This is a genomic window from Bradyrhizobium australafricanum (assembly GCF_020329495.1).
GTDB classification, from domain to species: domain Bacteria; phylum Pseudomonadota; class Alphaproteobacteria; order Rhizobiales; family Xanthobacteraceae; genus Bradyrhizobium; species Bradyrhizobium australafricanum.
Map to the genome: position 1 here is coordinate 152,378 of NZ_JAGKJL010000011.1, position 19,227 is coordinate 171,604.

General features: G+C 63.5%; 21 protein-coding genes and 1 pseudogene. 10 read left to right on the forward strand and 12 right to left on the reverse strand.

The window, feature by feature from the left end; translation table 11 throughout:
* A complete protein-coding gene (locus J6525_RS12875) occupies nt 1–927 on the forward strand; it encodes an AEC family transporter (protein WP_225644811.1) in 927 nt (308 codons plus the stop codon).
* Between the two features lie 44 nt (nt 928–971).
* On the opposite strand, the gene J6525_RS12880 is transcribed toward J6525_RS12875, so the two are convergent.
* Nucleotides 972–1,766: a GNAT family N-acetyltransferase gene (locus J6525_RS12880; protein WP_312009787.1), complete on the reverse strand. Its 795-nt coding sequence runs from the start codon at nt 1,764–1,766 to the stop codon at nt 972–974.
* A gap of 18 nt (nt 1,767–1,784) precedes the next feature.
* Here J6525_RS12880 and J6525_RS47255 point away from each other — a divergent pair, with 18 nt between their 5' ends.
* On the forward strand, nt 1,785–2,168 hold the full coding sequence (locus tag J6525_RS47255) for a hypothetical protein (protein WP_312009788.1): 384 nt from the start codon (nt 1,785–1,787) through the stop codon (nt 2,166–2,168).
* A gap of 275 nt (nt 2,169–2,443) precedes the next feature.
* Here J6525_RS47255 and J6525_RS12885 read toward each other — a convergent pair whose 3' ends face one another.
* The 8 genes from J6525_RS12885 to J6525_RS12920 all read right to left on the reverse strand — a co-directional run bounded on the left by J6525_RS12885 (nt 2,444) and on the right by J6525_RS12920 (nt 9,246).
* Nucleotides 2,444–3,655, reverse strand: a complete 1,212-nt coding sequence (locus J6525_RS12885; protein WP_225644813.1) for an ABC transporter substrate-binding protein — start codon at nt 3,653–3,655, stop codon at nt 2,444–2,446.
* Nucleotides 3,656–3,865: 210 nt separating this feature from the next.
* The gene (locus tag J6525_RS12890; protein WP_225644815.1) at nt 3,866–4,204 is read right to left on the reverse strand and encodes a CPBP family intramembrane glutamic endopeptidase; all 339 of its coding nucleotides are present in this window, start codon (nt 4,202–4,204) and stop codon (nt 3,866–3,868) included.
* Between the two features lie 99 nt (nt 4,205–4,303).
* Nucleotides 4,304–4,618, reverse strand: a complete 315-nt coding sequence (locus J6525_RS12895) for a hypothetical protein (RefSeq protein ID WP_225644818.1) — start codon at nt 4,616–4,618, stop codon at nt 4,304–4,306.
* 66 nt (nt 4,619–4,684) lie between these two features.
* Nucleotides 4,685–5,455 (reverse strand): CPBP family intramembrane glutamic endopeptidase, encoded by a 771-nt coding sequence (locus tag J6525_RS12900; protein WP_225644819.1) that lies wholly within the window; start codon nt 5,453–5,455, stop codon nt 4,685–4,687.
* Between the two features lie 128 nt (nt 5,456–5,583).
* The gene (locus J6525_RS12905; protein ID WP_225644821.1) at nt 5,584–7,227 is read right to left on the reverse strand and encodes an acyl-CoA dehydrogenase family protein; all 1,644 of its coding nucleotides are present in this window, start codon (nt 7,225–7,227) and stop codon (nt 5,584–5,586) included.
* Between the two features lie 160 nt (nt 7,228–7,387).
* Complete coding sequence (locus J6525_RS12910) at nt 7,388–7,840, reverse strand: hypothetical protein (protein WP_225644823.1); 453 nt, start codon at nt 7,838–7,840, stop codon at nt 7,388–7,390.
* Between the two features lie 32 nt (nt 7,841–7,872).
* Entirely contained in the window at nt 7,873–8,286 is a 414-nt protein-coding gene (locus J6525_RS12915; RefSeq protein WP_225644825.1) for a hypothetical protein, read from the reverse strand.
* Between the two features lie 225 nt (nt 8,287–8,511).
* Nucleotides 8,512–9,246, reverse strand: a complete 735-nt coding sequence (locus J6525_RS12920; RefSeq protein ID WP_225644851.1) for a M15 family metallopeptidase — start codon at nt 9,244–9,246, stop codon at nt 8,512–8,514.
* A 266-nt stretch (nt 9,247–9,512) separates the two neighbouring features.
* Here J6525_RS12920 and J6525_RS12925 point away from each other — a divergent pair, with 266 nt between their 5' ends.
* The 3 genes from J6525_RS12925 to plsY all read left to right on the forward strand — a co-directional run bounded on the left by J6525_RS12925 (nt 9,513) and on the right by plsY (nt 12,594).
* Nucleotides 9,513–10,466 (forward strand): aspartate carbamoyltransferase catalytic subunit, encoded by a 954-nt coding sequence (locus tag J6525_RS12925; protein ID WP_026192854.1) that lies wholly within the window; start codon nt 9,513–9,515, stop codon nt 10,464–10,466.
* Between the two features lie 5 nt (nt 10,467–10,471).
* Nucleotides 10,472–11,773: a dihydroorotase gene (locus J6525_RS12930; protein ID WP_141341912.1), complete on the forward strand. Its 1,302-nt coding sequence runs from the start codon at nt 10,472–10,474 to the stop codon at nt 11,771–11,773.
* 224 nt (nt 11,774–11,997) lie between these two features.
* Complete coding sequence (plsY, locus tag J6525_RS12935; RefSeq protein WP_225644826.1) at nt 11,998–12,594, forward strand: glycerol-3-phosphate 1-O-acyltransferase PlsY; 597 nt, start codon at nt 11,998–12,000, stop codon at nt 12,592–12,594.
* A gap of 120 nt (nt 12,595–12,714) precedes the next feature.
* Here the strand turns inward: plsY and J6525_RS12940 are convergent, their stop codons facing one another.
* Entirely contained in the window at nt 12,715–13,953 is a 1,239-nt protein-coding gene (locus J6525_RS12940; RefSeq protein WP_225644828.1) for an amidase, read from the reverse strand.
* Between the two features lie 135 nt (nt 13,954–14,088).
* Between J6525_RS12940 and J6525_RS12945 the strand changes: the two genes are divergently transcribed.
* From J6525_RS12945 to J6525_RS12955, 3 genes are all read left to right on the forward strand, one after another.
* Complete coding sequence (locus J6525_RS12945) at nt 14,089–14,328, forward strand: hypothetical protein (protein ID WP_225644830.1); 240 nt, start codon at nt 14,089–14,091, stop codon at nt 14,326–14,328.
* A 40-nt stretch (nt 14,329–14,368) separates the two neighbouring features.
* Complete coding sequence (locus tag J6525_RS12950) at nt 14,369–15,043, forward strand: hypothetical protein (RefSeq protein WP_225644832.1); 675 nt, start codon at nt 14,369–14,371, stop codon at nt 15,041–15,043.
* 263 nt (nt 15,044–15,306) lie between these two features.
* Entirely contained in the window at nt 15,307–16,287 is a 981-nt protein-coding gene (locus J6525_RS12955; RefSeq protein WP_225644834.1) for an IS1595 family transposase, read from the forward strand.
* A 420-nt stretch (nt 16,288–16,707) separates the two neighbouring features.
* Here J6525_RS12955 and J6525_RS12960 read toward each other — a convergent pair whose 3' ends face one another.
* Nucleotides 16,708–17,157, reverse strand: coding sequence for a hypothetical protein (locus J6525_RS12960; RefSeq protein ID WP_225644836.1), 450 nt, complete (start codon nt 17,155–17,157; stop codon nt 16,708–16,710).
* 105 nt (nt 17,158–17,262) lie between these two features.
* Here J6525_RS12960 and J6525_RS12965 point away from each other — a divergent pair, with 105 nt between their 5' ends.
* Complete coding sequence (locus tag J6525_RS12965) at nt 17,263–17,505, forward strand: DUF6471 domain-containing protein (RefSeq protein ID WP_211990039.1); 243 nt, start codon at nt 17,263–17,265, stop codon at nt 17,503–17,505.
* A gap of 265 nt (nt 17,506–17,770) precedes the next feature.
* Nucleotides 17,771–18,802 (forward strand): annotated as a pseudogene (gene dprA / locus J6525_RS12970) (DNA-processing protein DprA); the annotation flags it as partial.
* A gap of 144 nt (nt 18,803–18,946) precedes the next feature.
* Here the strand turns inward: dprA and J6525_RS12975 are convergent.
* A partial coding sequence (locus tag J6525_RS12975; protein ID WP_225644838.1) for a transposase occupies nt 18,947–19,227 on the reverse strand: 281 nt, incomplete at its 5' end.

The window sequence follows — 19,227 nt, forward strand, 5'->3', positions numbered from 1 at the left end:
ATGGCCGTGGTGATCGCGGCGCTGCTGCCGGTGTTCCTCTTGATCGTGCTCGGCTTCGTCCTGAAGCGCACGCTGATGCCGCTCGATACGCAATGGCACGGGCTGGAGCGGCTGACCTATTATGTGCTGTTCCCGGTGCTCTTAGTGCAGACCCTGGTGAAGGCTGACCTGACCACGGTGCCGGTCGCCGGCGTCGGCGGCGCGCTGCTGCTCGCGGCGCTGGTGATGTCGCTGTTCTGTCTCGCGCTGCGCGGCCCGCTGGCGCGCGCCGGCGTCGACGGCCCCGCCTTCACCTCGATCTTCCAGGGCGCGACCCGTTGGCAGACCTATGTCGCGCTGTCGGTGTCGCGCAATCTCTATGGCAGCACAGGCCTTGCCCTGGCTTCGGTCGCGATGGTCGCGATCATCCCGCTGGTCAATGTGTTCAGCGTCGCCGTGCTGGCGAAATATGCCTCGTCCGAGAAGCGTTCGACCGGCGCCATCGTGATGACTGTCGTGCAGAACCCGCTGATCTGGGCCTGCGTCATCGGGCTCGTCATCAATGTCGCGCACATCCCGCTGCCACAGATCTGGTATGACGTCGCCGACGCGCTCGGCGGCTCGTCGCTGGCGATCGGCCTACTCGTCACCGGGGCCGGGCTGCATCTGGAAGGCATCTTTCGCCCCAGCCTCGCTGCCAGCGCGGCATTGGTGCTGAAACTCGTGCTGATGCCGGTCCTGACCGTCGCGCTCGCGGTGTGGTTCGGCGTCACCGGGTCCAACCTCGCCATCGTCGCGGCCTGCGCCGCAGTGCCGACCTCGCCGTCAGCCTATGTGCTGGCGCGCCAGATGGGCGGCGACGCGCCGCTGCTCGCCCAGATCATCACGCTGCAGACGATTCTGGCCGCGGTCACGATGCCGATCGTGATTGCCGCGGTGCGGCTTTAGAAGGCGCACTCGATCGGCCTTGAATAGCGCCGCGCAATCGGTCGCTACCAGACTTCGCGATAGTTCGCGAACTTGCGCAGGGTCTTGTCATAACGGGCCGGAACTATCCAGGGCAACAGGAGCCTGAAGATCGCGTTCGGAAGCGGAGAGCGAAGCCGCACATAGAGGTCGAGCGGATCGAGGTCATGCCGCATCCGGAATTTCGGTTCGTAGCTGAGACCCGTGCTTCGAAGCCACCTGTAACCGTTGGCGATCGCCCAATTCATCATGTCGCGAATGGTGTAGTAATAAAGATGGAGGTCGAGCGCGACAGCATAGTCGAGGCCGACATACTCCCAGAACAGACTGTCGCCTTCGACCATGCAAAGGCTGAAGGCGATCACCTTCCCGCCACGGCGCCAGATGAAGAAGCGGACCTTGTCCTTCATGTCGCTGCCGAGCCGGCGAAGATAGTCGGCTGTCAGTTTCTCGAAACGGAATTTCGAGCGGTCGAAGACCTGCAGGTAGAGCGGATAGATCTCGTCGACGGCATCCCTTGCGTCGTCGGTGACGGTAAGAGCGATGGTTTCACCGTCGGTTGCCTTGAATTTCTTGCGGAGCTGCCAGCGTGCCGATCGCGGCAGCGCATTTTGCATGTAGGCATCGAAGTCGTCGTGCTCGATATTGAGCGCCGTCATCGGCATGCTCGGCGCACGGGCGAAGCCGCGCCGGACGAAGCAATCCAGCACCGGCCGGTAGCGCGCAGGAAATTCCTTCAGGACGATGAGTTGCGCCCCGCACGATCGGGCGAGCGTGACGATTTCGCCGCAAAGAAGCTCCGCGATCTTGCCGGACGGCACCGTGCTTGATCCGGCAAGATGCCCTTCACCGGCGAAGCATCCGACCATCAGGGTTCGCATTTTGAGAAACCCGGGAACGAAGTCTCGGATGCGCGCCAGCAGCGGCTGCCATTGCGCTCCAAGTCCTTCGAGAACGTCCTGGTCGAGAAGAAAAAACGGCTGGACGGCATGGAGACAGCCTGCCCGGTCGATGATTGCGAAGTACCGATACTCAACGCGCTCGCGGAGCGTATCCTCCAGGATTTCGTAGTAGCGGTGATCCTTGCGCAGGTCGGCGAAACTGGCCTCCCAAGCCGGACAACCTGCGATTTCGTCGCGCGTCACGATCTTTACGCGAAAAGGCGCTGTAGCAGCCGCCGCGTCCGCTACGCTTGTAGTATCAGCCAGACTGACTGCGTCTGACGCCAACGCAATGCTCCAGGTGATGAAAAGTCTTTCAATACAGTATCAATGTACCTGATTTGGCCGCGGCCTCCTGTGCCATCCGCGCAACAAGTCATTACTTTCGAAGTCGCGTCTCTTTCGAAGCCCCGTCGGCGCCGAGCGGCGCGCGCCCTCCCGCAATAGACCGGCCCGCCGGTCCAAGCGACGTAGCACCACAACTGGCCCTTGCGCTTCAGCAAGAGCGAAGGCCTGCAACGATTGGGCGCGGCTTGTGTGCCTTCTCCTGATCGCTGCTATTTCCCGGCCGAACCGGCGAACGCCGTATCGAGCACATCCCCGATCGGCTGCCAGCTACGGCCATCGAACTGAAGCAACCGCAATTGCTCGACCGGTCGGAACTGAGCGGTGTTGATCTTGATGCCGGGGAGCAAGGCGGACGCCTGATAATCCCTGAGCGCCGCGGCCTGCTTCATGACATTCTCGCGCGACAGGTCGTTGCCGCATTGCCTGAGCACCTCGACCATCGTTTCGGCGGCGGCATAGCCGTAGACTGCGGCCGCGTCATCCTTGCCGCCGGCTTTGGTGTACTTGTCCAGGAAGCTGTACCAGGCACCCTGCTCCGCTCTCCAGGCCGGATCGCTCGCATCCTTCAGGAACGCGGCGGTGATGACGCCGGTCGCATTCTCCGTGCCGGCCCGCTTGAGCACCGTCTCGATCGATGACGCCATCTGGTTCACGACGAACACCGGCCGCCAGCCGTGATCGGCCGCGGCGCGGATCACCTTGGCGGCATTTTCCGGCACTCCGGCAAACACGAAGACCTCGGCGCCAGATTGCTTCAGGATCGAGACGTGGCCGTCCAGGTGCTGATCGTCGACATCATAGGCGATGTCGACCCTGATGTTGTGGGCGACGTCGCCCAGCCCTTGCACCAGTCCCTTGAACAATTCGCGCCCGAACTGGTCATTCTCCCAAAGCGCCACGATTTTCTTGCCGGGATAGAAAGCCTGGATGTAGTTGGCGTAGATGCGCCCTTCCTCGCGATACGAAGGCTGCCAGCCCATGGTCCACGGATAGGACGCCGGCTCACTGAGTTCGTGATCGCCGGAAGCAACAAAAAGCTGGGGGATCTTGCGTTCGTTGAGATATTTCCGCACCGCCAGATTCCCCGGCGTGCCGAACGAACCGAACATCAACAGCACGTTGTCGGTCTCGACCAGAATGCGCGTGAGATCCATGGCGTTGGAGGGATCCGACAGATCGTCATAGGACATGAAGCGGATCTTGCGGCCATTGATGCCGCCGCGTTCGTTGATCATCTCGAAATAGGCGGCTTCCGCCTTGCCGATCTGGCCGAAAATCTCCAGCGCGCCGCTATACGGCATGACATTGCCGATCCGGATTTCGGTGTCGGTAACGCCCTGGTCGCGCACCTGCTGCGTGATGGCGCCGAGAGACGCCAGCGCGACGACGCCGGCCAGGATTGCTCGGATCAAGATAGCCATGAGAAGAGCTCGCACGACGGCAGCCGCCGCTGCCTGGTTTCAGTCCGGCCCGCGCTCATTCATTGATCCAGATCATAGCACTCGAGGGGGCCGCTGGCATCCTCCAACCTTCCGATGGCTGGCGACGCACCGGCGCTGGTTCCGGATGATGATCACGCCGCAGACGATCCCGGACATCACGATGCCAATCGTGATCGCAGCCGTTGGGCCCTAGACATACGGGCCTGTCACGAAAAAGATGAATGTGTTGAGGGCGGAATGGATCATGACCGTCAGCCAGGTTGAGTTGCTGCGCCAACGGCAATAGCCCAGCGCCAATCCCATCCCGAATATCTCCAACTTCCCATAAACGTCATACTGTGTGTGGGTCATAGCCCAGACGGCGGCGGTCAGAACGATCGCTCCGATCGGACCCAGAAACGACTCCGACCAGCCGCGATACAAGAAGCCACGAATGAGGAACTCTTCCATGATGGGTCCTGCAATGCAGGTACCGATGAGCAGGATCATCAAGCCGTTCGCGCCCTTGACCACGAAGACCGGGTCCACCGCGGCCCCCTAGCCACCAACACTCGAATTGATGACCGATTCAACGAGCAGAATGCCGGCAAAGATTGCAAATGCGCGCATGGCTTCGGCCGGGCTCGGTCAGTTGAGCGCGAGATATTCCTCGAACCCGCGGCGAGCCTTCCGGATCGCGATCCAGAGCACGCCGATCGTCAAGGGGCTCGCGATGGTAAGGCCAGCGCCGTACCATCGCCCCTGGGCGGCGAAATCCCGCAATTGAGCCGGCGACATTCTGGCTACGCCGTCTTGCGCCGCGATGATGATCGTCATGGCCCAACCTCCAACCAGCGTAAAAACGCCGTAAGCGATCAGGATGACGAATGCCGTCTCCACGAAATCCCAGGTCCGCTGCGGCGGTGCCGGTACCGGCGCGTTGGCATTCTCGAAGTTCGACATATGGGATTCTTCTGCAACAACGTTGCAGCGAAGGTAGGCCTAGCTTCAACCTAGCATAGGGAACTCTCAGCCCGCCAGCCACCAGGTCTGGATCGTCGCAGCGAAATTGTTCAGCCCGTGCAGCAGGATGGTCAGCCAGGTCGAGCCGGTGCGGAAGCGCAAATAGCCGAACAGGAGGCCGATCGTCAGCACCTGGCAGAGGAAAAACCAGTCGTACTGCAGGTGCATCACGGTCCAAACGATCGACGACAGCAGGATCGCGCCATAGGGTCCGAGCGCGGATTCCGACCAGCCGCGGTAGAGCCAGCCGCGTGCGAACAGTTCCTCCCAGAGCGGCGCGGCCACGGCGAAGGCGATCACCAGGAGCCACAGTGCACTGTGCTCCTGCGCCGATTTCAGTACGTCGCCCATGAAGCCCGGCGACACCTCGCGGCCGGCGGCGCGGGACACCATGTCCCAGGCCCCCACCAGCACGACGAGCGCGACGACGCCGATGATCACGTTCTTCCACGACGTCCCGCGCAGCCCGAGATAATCGGCGAACGGGATCCGGGTCCTGCGGATCGCAAACCACAGCACCAGCAACACCATCGGCAGGCCGGCGAGGACCGAGAGCGAGATCGTCAGGCCGTCGGCGACCACATGGGTGATGCCGGCCGACGACACCTCCCCGCCCTGCGCGACGATGCGCCAGACGATGACCGTGACCTGGCCGACGAACATCGCGGCGAAGATCAACAGGCCCCACAGCGCGGTGCCCCAGAATTTCCAGACCCGCGGGGGGAGCGGCGGCGGTTCGATCGCGGCAGTCGCGTCTTGCGGCGTGAGAGAATCCATCAGCGAACCTCGGCTCTATCAATTCGTCATGGCCGGGCTTGTCCCGGCCATCCACGTCTTTCCTTGCCCTGTCGAAGCAAAGACGTGGATGCCCGGCACAAGGCCGGGCATGACGGTGGTCAATGTGGTCATGGCAGCGCCCGCGCCAGCAGCGCGCGCTGATCGGCATCGGATAAGTCCACCGCGCCGTACATGCCGGCGTGGCGTTCGGCAAGCCGTGTCGCCGCGAACAACTCGGCGTTTTCCGGCGAGACCTGGTTGAGCGCCGCGGTTGCCGCCAGGAGCGCCAGCTGCTCGACCGCAAGTCGCGCGACGCGCTCGCTGTCCGGCCGGCGGAACGACTGCCCGATCGAGGCAACGGCCTCGGCGGCGCCCGGCAGGCCCTTGGTCTCCTCGGCGAGCGCGCGCAGCACCGCGAGTGCGGCGTCAGCCTCGCGGCCGAGCGCGCGCAGCACGTCGAGGCACATCACGTTGCCGGACCCCTCCCAGATCGCGTTGACCGGCGACTCCCGGTAATGGCGCGCCAAAATGCCTTCCTCGACATAGCCATTGCCGCCGAGGCACTCCATCGCCTCATAGAGGAAGCCGGGCGCGCTCTTGCAGGTCCAGTATTTGATCGCCGGCGTCAGCAGCCGCATATAGGCGGCCTCGCCCGCATCGGCCGGCGCGCGATCGAAGGCACGGCAGAGCCGCATCACCAGCGCGACGGACGCCTCGACATGCAGCGCCATGTCCGACAGCACCGCCTGCATCAGCGGCTGGTCGGCGAGATGCTTCTGGAACACGCTGCGGTGCCGCGCGTGATTGAGCGCATGCGCCAGTCCCGAGCGCATCAGCCCGGCGGATGCGATCGCACAATCCTGCCGCGTCAGCTGCACCATCTGGATGATGGTGCGGATGCCCTTGCCCTCCTCGCCGATCAGCTCGGCATAAGCGCCGTGGAATTCGACCTCCGACGAGGCATTGGAGCGATTGCCGAGCTTGTCCTTCAGGCGCTGGAAGCGGATCGCGTTGACCATGCCGTCGGGCGCAAAGCGCGGCATGAAGAAGCAGCTCAGCCCATTCATGGTCTGCGCCAGCACCAGAAAGGCGTCGCACATCGGCGCCGACATGAACCATTTGTGCCCGGTGATGCGCCAGGCCTCGACGTCGCGCGCGGCGCGCGTCATGTTGGCGCGCACATCCGTGCCGCCCTGCTTTTCCGTCATGCCCATGCCGAGGGTCATGCCGCGCTTGGTCCACCACGGCGCGAAGGTGGGATCGTAGGCGCGCGTTCCGATCACCGGCATCGTCTTCGCCAGAATGTCCGGCTGCGAGGCCAGCGCCGCGACCGAGGCGCGCGTCATCGTTATCGGGCAGAGATGGCCGGTCTCGACCTGCGCGGCGATGTAGAACCTTGCCGCGCGCACCACCTCGGCCGCCCCGCCGGCCGGCCTGCCGTCGGCGCTCCAGGTCGAATTGTGCACGCCGGCATGCGCGGAGTGCGCCATCAGCTCGTGATAGGCCGGGTGAAACTCGACCTCGTCGCGGCGATTGCCCCTGGCATCGAACAGCCGCAGTTTCGGCGTGTTCTCGTTGGCAACGCGGCCGCGCTCCGCCATGGCGGCGGATCCCCAATGCTTGCCGAAATCCGACAGCTCAGCCGTTGCCGCCGCCCCGCCATTGGCGGCAACCGCCGCGGCGAGCGGCGCATCCACCGTGAACAGGTCGATATTTTCGAACGGCGGCGACTGGTTGAAGACGTCGTGGGTGGCAAACGGAGCCTGCGTCATGGTCTCCTCGGCAACTGGTCTGCACGCATGCGGCCTGGACAACCGGCCTCTTCCGGCCGGGATCACGGGCCAGCCGCGGCGCAATGGAATCGGAGGATCATAAGCCTGCGAGCCGACGCGGGGCAGCGAAAAGTACACGTCCGCTGGATGCTTCCATGCTTTAGATGCTTGCGCGCTTGGGCGCATGGCGGCCGAGCCAGCGGTCGACCCAGTCATTGACGCGGGTCCGGTTCGCCTCCTTCCTGGAAGCCTGGACAGGAAAAATGTCGCCGCTGCTCAATTGCCGGTTATCGGGATAGGCCGCCAACTGCAGGTTGGACTCATGCGCGGCGCCGTCCACCGGCGAGATGTAGGCAAACCGGATCTCGATCTTGTGCTTGATGTCGGCGCCCTGCCACTTCGGATGATGGCGTGCCAGCAGCTCGGTAAGCTCGCACGGCAACAGATCGGAGGTCGAGCTTCGCGACCCCTCGGTCTTCTCCATGTAGCATTGTTCCTTGACGCTGCTGACGCGCGCATCGATCGGCCGGAAGTTCAACCGCTTGTCGAGCTCGCTATAGACATAGAAGCTCGCGACGGTGACAGCGATCATAGCGTAGAGGCCAAGGCGCATGGTTGTGCTTCCGTCGTGTCGAACAGCGGCGGTCAGATCGAACGCGTCTTGTCCGCCTTGGTCTTGGAGGCAAGGACGGGAAACACGTCCCCGGCGCGCAGCGGCTTGCCGTTGGGGAAGTAGGACATCTGCAGGCTCGACTGGTGGGTGGCCCCGTCGACCGGCGAGACATAGACGACCTTCACCTCGATCTTGTGCTTCACGTCATAGCCCTGCCACTTCGGGTGCTCCTTGCGCAGCAGTTCCGCAATCTCGCAGCGGGTCAGATCGGAGGTCGATGTCGTCTTGGTGATGACCCCGCGCTCGACCTTTTCCAGATAGCATTGCTCGCTGACGCCGCTGATGCGGGCATCGACGCGCCGATAATTCGCGCTCTTGTCGTGTCGATCGTAAATCAAGACGCCGGCGACGCCGACGACAACAATTGCAATGGCTGCGAAACGCATGCTGCATGCTCCCGTGTTGCCCGCACTTCATACGGCCACAATTAAGGAGTGTTGAAAGCGCGCTCGGCTACTTTTGCGATGGCAAGCGTCGTCTTGCGAAAATGCTTCGGATTTGAGGAAAATCCTGCCCTAGAGTTTCGGTTCTGATTGAAACAGAATCGAAGCTCCAGTCTCTTGTTCTGAGGCGTTTTCTTCACGCGAACCGGCGTCCACTTCTCGAAAACGCTACCGCGCCCGGACGATCGGGAAGTCGTAGGCCGGCCCGCCTGCCCGCGGCAGCGAAAAGTGCCACCATTCCTTGGCATAGTTCGCGAACCCTTGCCGGGCCATCGCCGCGACCAGCATGGCGCGCCAGCGCTTCTGCGCAGGCGTGATCGAGCCCGTCGCGGTGTGGGCCTTCAGGTCGGAACAATCGTAACCGGTGCCCATGTCGACGCTGCCCTCCGGAGCGCGCGCGGCGGCCGGCGCGGTGCAGTCGGCATAGTCCCTGGACGGATCGAACTTGTGCGAATTGTCGGCACCAAGATCGACCAACGTGAGATCGACCGCGGCCCCTGTCGAATGCCCCGAATGGGTGGCGATGTAGCCGAGGCGGAACAGATCCGCCTTCGAAAAGGCCGGGTTGTAGCGCCGCTCGGCGGCGGTCTCGGTGCCGTTCTTCGACCACGCCACCATGTCGGCGACAGCGCGGGCCGGCCGGTAGCAATCGAACATCTTCAGCGACAGTCTTTGCCGGGCCAGTTTCTGTTGCACGGCCTTGAGCCTGAGCCCGACCTCCCGCTTCACCACGCATTCCGCCGCGCCATAGCCCGCGAGCGGCCGACCCATGAAATTGTTCGCGCCGGCGTAGCGGATGTCCTGGATGATGGTCGGATCGATGTCGCGGAGGAACGCGAAGTCGCCGGGCAAGTTCTGAGCGAAGGCAGGCGAGATCGCCCCCGGGATCAACGCGATGGTCATCCATGCGATCACGACAATTTTCACGAGGTCTCGCTCCGCCGTCACGGCCGGGTATAGCCCCAGGAGGACGGCGTCGCTGCCGCTCCGCCTATGCCCGGCCATCCACGTCTTGTTCCGGAAACCCCCGCAAAAGCAAGGCGCGGATGTCCCGCGGCGAGCCCCGGCAGCACCGCCGGGAAGGCGGCGACATCTTACTCGGGGAAAACTCCCGCGAGCCCTCTTCGCGCTTGCCCCACCGGCCATCCGCGCCTATAGCTCTCGCTTTAATGACCCCATCATTGAAATCGACTTTTGTCCTCGGTCACCGGCATCTGCTGGGCATCGAGGGCCTTTCCGCTGACGACATCACGGGCCTGCTCGACCTCTCCGAGGAGTATGTCGAGCTCAACCGCCAGGTCGACAAGAAGCGCGCCAGCCTGCGCGGCCGTACCCAGGTCAATCTGTTCTTCGAGGCCTCGACCCGGACCCAGTCCTCGTTCGAGATCGCCGGAAAACGCCTGGGCGCCGACGTCATGAACATGTCGGTGTCATCGATGTCGACCCGCAAGGGCGAGACCCTGATGGACACCGCGGTGACACTGAACGCGATGCACCCGGACATTCTCGTGGTACGCCACCACGCCTCCGGCGCGGTCGAGCTTCTGGCGCGCAAGGTTGACGGTTCCGTGATCAACGCCGGCGACGGCAGCCACGAGCACCCGACCCAGGCGCTGCTCGACGCCCTGACGATCCGCCGCAACAAGGGCCGGCTCGAGGGGCTGACGATCGCGATCTGCGGCGACGTGCTGCATTCGCGCGTGGCGCGCTCCAACATCTTCCTGCTCAACACCATGGGCGCGCGCGTCCGCGTGGTGGCCCCCTCCACGCTGCTGCCGCCCGGCATCGAGCGGATGGGCGTCGAGGTCGCGCGCGACATGCGCGAGGGGCTGAACGGCGCCGACATCGTGATGATGCTGCGGCTGCAGCGCGAGCGCATGAACGGCTCCTTCGTGCCGTCGTCGGGCGAGTATTTCCACTATTTCGGCCTCGACCAGAAGAAGCTCGGCTATGCCAAGCCGGATGCGCTGGTGATGCATCCCGGCCCGATGAACCGCGGTGTCGAGATCGACACCTTCGTCGCCGACGGCGCGCAGTCGCTGATCCGTGAACAAGTTGAAATGGGTGTGGCAGTGCGTATGGCGGTGCTGGAAGCGCTCGCCCGCAACCTGCCAAACGCGTGAGACCGATGCTGACCGACCGCCGCCCCATCCTGCTCGCCAACGCCCGCGTCATCGATCCGTCGCGCGATTTCGACGGTCCGGGCGACGTCCTGATCGCCGATGGCGTCATCCGTGACGCCAAGCGCGGCATCGGCGCCGCCGGCGTCCCCGAAGGCACCGACATCGTCAATTGCGCCGGCAAGATCGTGGCCCCCGGCCTGATCGACATGCGCGCCTTTGTCGGCGAGCCCGGCGCCAGCCATCGCGAGACTTTCGCCTCCGCCAGCCAGGCCGCCGCGGCCGGCGGCATCACCACCATCATCTGCCAGCCCGACACCTCGCCGGTGATCGACAATTCGGCGACGGTCGACTTCGTGCTCCGCCGCGCCCGCGACACCGCGATCGTCAACATCCATCCGATGGCGGCGCTGACCAAGGGCATGCAGGGCCAGGAGATGACCGAGATCGGCCTGCTCAAGGCCGCCGGCGCCGTCGCCTTCACCGACGGCGACCGCAGCGTCACCAACGCCCAGGTGATGCGGCGCGCGCTGACCTATGCCCGCGATTTCGACGCGCTGATCGTGCATCACACCGAGGATCCGAATCTGGTGGGCGAAGGCGTGATGAACGAGGGCGAATTCGCCACGAGGCTCGGTCTCGCAGGGATTCCCACCGCGGCCGAGTCGATCATGCTCGAGCGCGACATGCGCCTCGCGGGCCTGACCGGCGGGCGCTATCACGCGGCGTCGCTGACCTCGATCGAGTCGCTGGAGATCCTCAAGCGCGCCCGCGACGCCGGCCACAATGTCTCGGCCTCGGTCTCGATCAACCACGTGACGCTGAACGAGAACGACATCGGCCCCTACCGCACCTTCCTCAAGCTGGCCCCGCCGCTGCGCACCGAGGAGGACCGCAAGGCGCTGGTCGCGGCGCTGGCCTCCGGGCTGATCGACGTCGTGATGAGCGACCACAATCCGCAGGACGTCGAGGTCAAGCGGCTGCCGTTCGCGGAAGCGGCGAGCGGCGCAGTCGGTCTGCAGACCATGCTGCCGGCGGCGCTGCGGCTGATCCACAATGGCGAGATGGACTTCAAGACGCTGATCCGGGCGATGTCGACACGGCCGGCGGAGCTGCTCGGCCTGCCCGGCGGCACGCTGCGCGCGGGCGCGCCGGCCGACGTCATCGTGATCGACGCCGACACGCCCTGGGTCCTCGACCGCGACGATCTCAAATCACTGTGCAAGAACACGCCGTTCGACGATGCCCGCTTCTCGGGTCGCGTGACGCGGACGATCGTCGGCGGACGGACCGTGTACGAACACGTCTGAAACTGGGGTGGAACTCAGCGCGACGCGAGTTGCGACATCGCTTCCATCGTTGTGCCAACGACGATGGCCGCGACGTAAACGACAAAGAAAAACTGCTCCAGCCGCCTGCGAACAGAAGCCATGATAAGCTCCCTCATTACCAAGGCCATGGTGCGGATTTATGGTTAATATTTCATTGACGGCACTGCCCGGTGCGGGCGGGACCGCTCCAGGGAACCACCGCGATGTCTGCTGATGGGCTGCTGCCGCTCGCCTTCCTGATCGGCTACCTGCTGGGCTCGATCCCGTTCGGCATGGTGCTGACCAGGATGGCCGGCACGCAGGATCTGCGCACGGTCGGCTCGGGCAATATCGGCGCCACCAATGTGCTGCGCACCGGCCGCAAGGGCCTCGCCGCGGCGACGCTGCTCGGCGACATGCTGAAGGGGACCGTCGCCGTCGTCATCGCCGGCACCATCGACGGCCCGAACGCGGCGATGCTGGCGGCGCTGGGGGCTTTCCTCGGCCACCTCTTTCCGGTCTGGCTCAAGTTTCGCGGCGGCAAGGGTGTCGCGACCTATCTCGGCGTGCTGCTCGGCCTGTTCTGGCCGGCGGCGCTGATCTTTGCCGTGATCTGGCTCGGCACCGCCTACACCACGCGCTACTCGTCGCTGTCGGCGCTGATCGCCGCGTTCGTGACGCCGCTGTTCCTGTGGTGGTTCGGCCACAACGCGCTCGCCTCGCTGTTCGCCGTGCTGACGCTGCTGCTGTTCTACATGCACCGCGAGAACATCCAGCGCCTGCAGGCCGGTACCGAAGGCAAGATCGGCGAGAGGAAGTGACGTATGTCGGGGCATCGCGCAGCGATGAACCTCAGGTGCGCAATTGCGCACCGGGGAATCCAGAGGTTGTGGCGCGAGATTCCGGGTTCGATGCGGCGCATCGCCCCGGAATGACTAGGCCTACCGCTTCAGCGCGTCCTCGACAAAGCTCGCGGCCGCCAGCGCCTTCGCGTCGTCGCCAAACCCCGCGATCACGGTGACGCCGACCGGCAATCCGCCCTCGGCGGTCAGTGTCGGCACGTTGACGCAGGGCACGCCCATCAAGGTCCAGAGCCGGTTGTAACGGGGATCGCCGGTCGACGCCAAACCCTCGGGTGCCGCGCCCGGTGCCGACAGCGTCAGCAGCACGTCGACCTCGGTGAGGATCGTGGCCAGCGCCAGCCGTGCGCGCAGCGTGACGTCCATTGCAGCGTCGTACTCCGCCGGCGTGCCGCCCTTGCTCTCGTCGAGCCGGCCGCGCAGCAGCGGCGGCATCGCATCGTAGTTCTGACCGTATTCCCAGGCGAACGACTGATGCGCCTCGAACTCCTGCACCACCGGATGGATCCGCCAGGCTTCCGCGATGACCTCGGGCATCGCGAGCTCGCGCACGGTCGCACCCGCCTGCTCCGCCGCGCGCGCCGCCTTCTGCAACGCCTCCGCGCCGGAAGGTTCAGGCGAATCGGCGAAGGCCTGCGTCACCACGCCGATGCGCGGCGCGGCGAGCTGCGACGGCACCACCAGCTCAGGTCGCTTCGTCATCGCAGCGAGCCCCAGCGCGACGTCGCGCACGCCGGCGCCGAACAGTCCCACCGTATCGAGCGTCCAGGAGAAGCATTTCACGCCGACGGTCGGCAGCAGCCGGTAGCTCGGCTTGATCGCGGCGACGCCGCAGAACGAGGCCGGCCGGATCACCGAGCCGCCGGTCTGCGTGCCGAGCGCCAGCGGGATCATCCCGGCCGCGACCGCTGCGGCCGAGCCCGACGACGAGCCGCCCGGCGTGTGCGCGTGATTGTGCGGATTGAGCGTTGCGGTCGGATCGTTCGCCGCGAATGCCGTCGTGGTGGTCTTGCCGATGATGGTGGCGCCGGCCTGCTTCAGTGCCATTACGACGGGCGCGTCGGCGCGCGGCTGATGCCCGCGATAGATCGCGGCGCCCATCTCGGTCGGGAGGCCGGCGGTATCGATGATGTCCTTGATGCCGACCGCAATCCCGCGCAACGGCCCGGCTTGTTGCGCACGCGCCGTCTCGTCGAGGCGGACGAAGGCGCCGATGGTCTTGTCCTGCGCCGCGATGGCGTCCCGCGTCTGCGTGATGGCGGCATCGGTGGACAATTCGCCGGAGGCGATGCGGCGTTGGAGATCGGCAAGCGAAATCATCGGCGGACGTCCTGTTTCTTGATGGTTCTTGACGGTTTTTGGCGGCTTCTTGCCAAGCGCTTTTAGCGCGTCGCGCGCGGCTGCGCCAATGTCGCAGTTGATCACAATCTCAGGTTGGGCGAAGCTGCGCCCCGCATGCATGACCGCTCGCCCAGCCCTACAAAACTGACCGACACCGAACGGCTCAACCGCCTGCGGCTGATCCGCTCCGACAATGTCGGCCCGCGCGGTATTATGGCGCAAACGCCACAAGGGCACGCGCCGAATACCGTCCATTTGAAAGGAATGGACGATGCGCGTGGAGTTAAGGTCTGCCCGGTGGGCGAGAACAGTCATCGTCTGCTGCATTGTGACGACGGTATGGGTCGAAGCTAATTGCAAATCCGCCGCCAGTGGGGTTTCCGGTAATGTTTACGTGGAAGCAAAATTCCAAACGATGTCGATCCGTTCCCACGAAAACATCGTTGTAATCGACCCATCCCCATACGAAGAGCTGCCACTCGCCGCGACCGACTTCATCGATAATATGGGGTTGGACATTGACTCCGCTAACGACATCGTGATCCGGCCCAATCAAGAGCGTTGCGATCCTTCCCGGGTCGAGGTCTGGAAAATCAAAATCGGGTGGGATGTCGGCCTCAAAGGTTTTGGCGCTGATATTACCTCTCGCGTGTCTGGTCGGAGTATTCCCCGTATTTTGAAGCCGAACCTTGAAAGTGTAATCGTTGTGGGGATTGGCGGGTACACCAATGTCAATTCGTTGGACATTGACATACGCCCGCAACTGCCTTTTGGAAGTTTCCTCCGCGCCCTGCCACAACTTGATGGTAGCCCAAACGAGCCATGCAGTCGCGAAGACCAACAAGAAGGTGAAGCCGCCGACAACGAACCCTTCATTGTGGTTCATGAACTGTCTAGCCGCCGTAGGGAAGCCGGCGACACCACAAACGAATGGCTCGCTTATGGCTTTATGGCCGTGCTGGGCATCCCCATCGTTGGCCTTATTGCTAGGCGCAGCGTGACCATCGGCTGGTGCGGACTTAGCTTTGTACTCCTGTTGATAGGAGCAATTAGCAGCTTGGTAGGCTAATAGGACTTCCCAGAGGGATATGAATGCGACCCCCGCCAGAAAGGCCAACACGACCTCTGGCCGCCTGAACCACGACATTTGAAAATCACCAAATCGAAATTATCCCGCATACTACCTATTGGAGTCCTTGGGCTGCAATACACCCAAGAGCTAATACCGCGCCGCAACCTAACGAATTCGTGACCTAACGAAAACGATAGATTTATTGACTGAAAGCCAAACCTATCATATTCGTTACCTATCGTATTCGTTAGGTAACGGCTGTGTCCCAACACTTCCTCCTCAGCAAAGCGGCAAAGAGCCTGAGCCTAGCTCAGGTCTTCCGCATGACTGACGCGGAAGCCGAGACGGCCTTCAAGGCTATCCGTTGGGCTTCTACCGATGGCGCTCCTGTGTGCCCGTCCTGCGGCTCCGTAGAGGCTTACGAAGCACGCCGCCCGAACGGCTCCCTGCGCTTTCGCTGCAAGGGCTGTAAGAAGGACTTCACCATTACCAGCGGCACGCTGTTTGCCAGCCATAAGCTGCCCCTGCGCGGCTATCTGGCGGCCATTGCCGTGTTCTGCAACGAGGTGAAGGGCAAGTCCGCGCTGGCGCTCAGCCGCGACCTGGGGCTGTCCTACAAGTCTGCCTTTGTCCTCCTACACAAGCTGCGCGAGGCAATGGCGGATGAATTGAAGGGCCGCGTCATCGGTGGCGAAGGCAAAACGGCTGAGGTGGATGGCGGCTATTTTGGCGGTTACGTAAAGCCAGCAAACCAGAAAGAATATCGCCGCGACCGTCGATATGCCCGCAATCAGAATGGGAAACGGAAGGTCGTCGTCGTCGTCCGTGAGCGCGGCGGCAATTCTGTGCCAGCAGTGTTTGGCTCTGAAAGCCAAGCCGCCGCTTTCATTCGCGCCCGCATTGCGAAGGGGACTGTCGTTCATGCCGACGAAGCCGCTTCTTGGGATGGATTACACGAACGTTTTGAAATGAAACGAATCAACCACCAAGAAGCTTACTCCTTGGATGGTGCCTGCACTAATCAGGCTGAGGAATATTTCAGCCGTTTGCGTCGTGCTGAGATCGGTATCCACCATCATATCGCTGGCGCGTACCTGCTTCGCTACGCACAGGAGTCCTCATGGCGTGAGGACAACCGCCGGGTTTCGAATGGGGATCAGGTGAACCGCATTGCGGCGCTTGCTTTGAAGCGCGGCAAGTCGGTAGACTTTACCGGCTATTGGCAGCGCCATCACGCATAGCGGGACGGCCGGATCACTTGGCGTGGTGCTGCCTATATTTCTCGCGAAATTCCCGTCGGGTGGTGACGGCGTATAGCCAACCGCCAGCAGCCAGCAAAACCGGCAATCCGTATAGCGCGAAGTACTGGTAAAACGTCGTCATTCTTCCAGTCCGTCTAGCACATATAAGGCCGCGTGGTGGAGCACCAATGCCGCACCTAGATAAATAACACAGGCTAAGAAAAGTTTCGAGTCGGCTGGAACTGAGGGTGAGCCGCCGAAAAAAGCCCCTGCGAGGGGAGCTAGAACACCAATTGTAGTGCAAGCCGTCGAAATCCGATCAAGCGCCGCCGCCCGCAGCTTGATCCGCTCACGCTCAGAATCCGTCACTTAAAGAAGCCCCCCCCAAATGCTGAAGGGCATACAATCGCACCGGGAGGGCTAGATCAACCGCCACCGTGCCGGGCTGGCCTCGCCGGCCCGCTGCACGCCTTTCCCTTCATGGTTTTTGAGGCTGTGCTGGATACCAAGCGCGATGCCTTGCACGTCGTCGCCGGTAGCGTTCTGCACGCCATGGGCGGCAAGAACCGCCTTCGCCAGCTCCGTGGTGGTCATCGGTTCCGTGGCCGTCCTGAGCACGTCCAGCGCCCGCCTGTAGAGGGTGCCGCGCTTGAACCACGGGTTGGGCTTCCGCCGCTTTACCGCGATCCGCCCCAGGTTGTAGCCGGGGTCCAGCATCTTGATGACTGCCTCGACGTGCCGCATCTGCTCAGCCAAGGCGTCGTGCTGTTGCCGGTTGGCGAGTATCTGGCCCCCTAGCTCCATATGGAGCCGTTCAAGGGTGTTGATAGCCGGTCGGGTGTGAGGGTCTTTCGTCGGTCTGCCGCGCATTGCCGCATCCTATCGAATATGATAGCTAACGGATATGAAGGGTTTGACCGGAAGTCAAGGCCGGTCTATCATATTTGTTAGCTCACGGAATCGATAGGAGATGCCATGGTCCTACCCAAGGCGGAAGAGGAATGGGGCCAGCGCGCCAGTGCCTTCCTCAAGGCGGAAATGAAGAAAGCCGACGTGACCTACGCGGACTTGGTCAAGCGGCTGAAGAAACATGGCCTCAAGGATGAGACGGAGGCCGGGATCACGATGAAGCTCAAGCGAGGATCGTTTACAGCGATCTTCTTTCTTGCGTGCGTTGCAGCGCTAGAGCTTGAACAAGTCGTTCTGGAGGAAATTTAACGGACTGCTTGAAGCCAAAGGTGACCGCACATGGCCCGCTTTCGAACCTTTGTACTGCTCGCGCTGGCGTTGCTTCCGGCTATTCTGTTGTTGTTAATCTCGGTAATGCCGTGGACTTACCGCTCCTCGCCGCCAGAACATCAGACGATAGAATTGGCGATCGCCGCCGGCACAATTGCTTTGGTCCTAGCAAGCGGCGCTTCAACTATATGGCTGGCTTGGCGCAGACGATAAAAGGCCTTGTGGCGTTTGCGCCATAATACCGGGCCCGCGCACCTTTGCATCGCTGCTCCGCCATTTTGGCGATGCGGCGCAGGCGCTGGAGCGCCTGCCCGATCTGGCGCGCCGCGGCGGCGCCTCGGGCCCCGGACGGATCTGCAGCGAGGCCGATGCCGCCGCAGAGCTCGCAGCCTGCCGCAAATTCGGCATCGATCTCGTCGCACCGGAGGAAGCGCATTATCCGGCGCGGCTTGCCACCATCGACGACGCGCCGCCGCTGCTTGGTGTGCGCGGCGCGCGCGAGGCCCTGATGCGGCCGATGATCGCGATCGTCGGCTCCCGCAATGCCTCCGGCGCCGGGCTGAAATTTGCAGGCCAGCTTGCGCGCGATCTCGGCGATGCCGGCTTTGTCGTGATCTCGGGCCTCGCCCGCGGCATCGATCAGGCGGCGCATCGCGCCACCGTTGCAAGCGGCACGGTCGCCGTGCTGGCCGGCGGCCACGACCGCATCTACCCGCCAGAGCATGAGGATCTGCTGGCCGCCCTGCTCGAGCACGGCGCGGCGATCTCGGAGATGCCGCTCGGCCACGTGCCGCGGGCGCGCGACTTCCCCCGCCGCAACCGGCTGATCTCGGGCGCATCGCTCGGTGTCGTGATCGTCGAAGCCGCGCACCGCTCGGGCTCGCTGATCACGGCGCGGATGGCGGCCGAACAGGGCCGCGAGGTGTTCGCGGTGCCGGGCTCGCCGATCGATCCCCGCGCCGCCGGCGCCAACGATTTGATCAAGCAAGGCGCCACCTTGGTCACCGAAGCCGCCGACGTCATCAGCGCGGTGACGCCGATCATGGAGCGGCCGGTGATGCTTGGCGCGCGCGAGGACGACGAGCCGCTGGACTTTGCCACTGATAGCGGCGATCGCGCCCGCATCATCGATCTGCTCGGGCCGAGCCCGATCAGCCTCGACGATCTGATCCGGATGGCCGATGCGTCACCCGCCGTGGTCCGCGCGGTGCTGCTCGAGCTCGAGCTCGCCGGCAAGCTCGAGCGCCACGGCGGCGGGCTGGTGTCGATGATTTGACGAGCTGAATATCTCGCTCGCGCAAACGCCTGTCCGTCATCCTGAGGAGCGCGCAGCGCGTCTCGAAGGATCGACGGCCCGACTGGTGGCCGTGCATCCTTCGAGACGCCTGCTACGCAGGCTCCTCAGAGTCTGACTCATAAATCACCCAACCTTAGCTGCAGCCGCGAGTCTGCGGGTCAGGAGCCTGATGTGTGCAATCAGCAGCCAGGCAGCTTCGGTTGCCACCGTCGCCTCGAAGTCCTTGGCGAGGCGGCGGCATCTGCCGAACCAAGCGAATGTGCGTTCAACCACCCACCGCCTCGGCAGAAGCTGGAAGCCTTTGACGCCTTGGGGCCGCTCGACGATCTCGACAGTCCATGGACCGCAGTCTGAGAGCGCGTCGAGGAGTTGATTTCCGCGGTAGATCCGGTCGGCAAAGACGT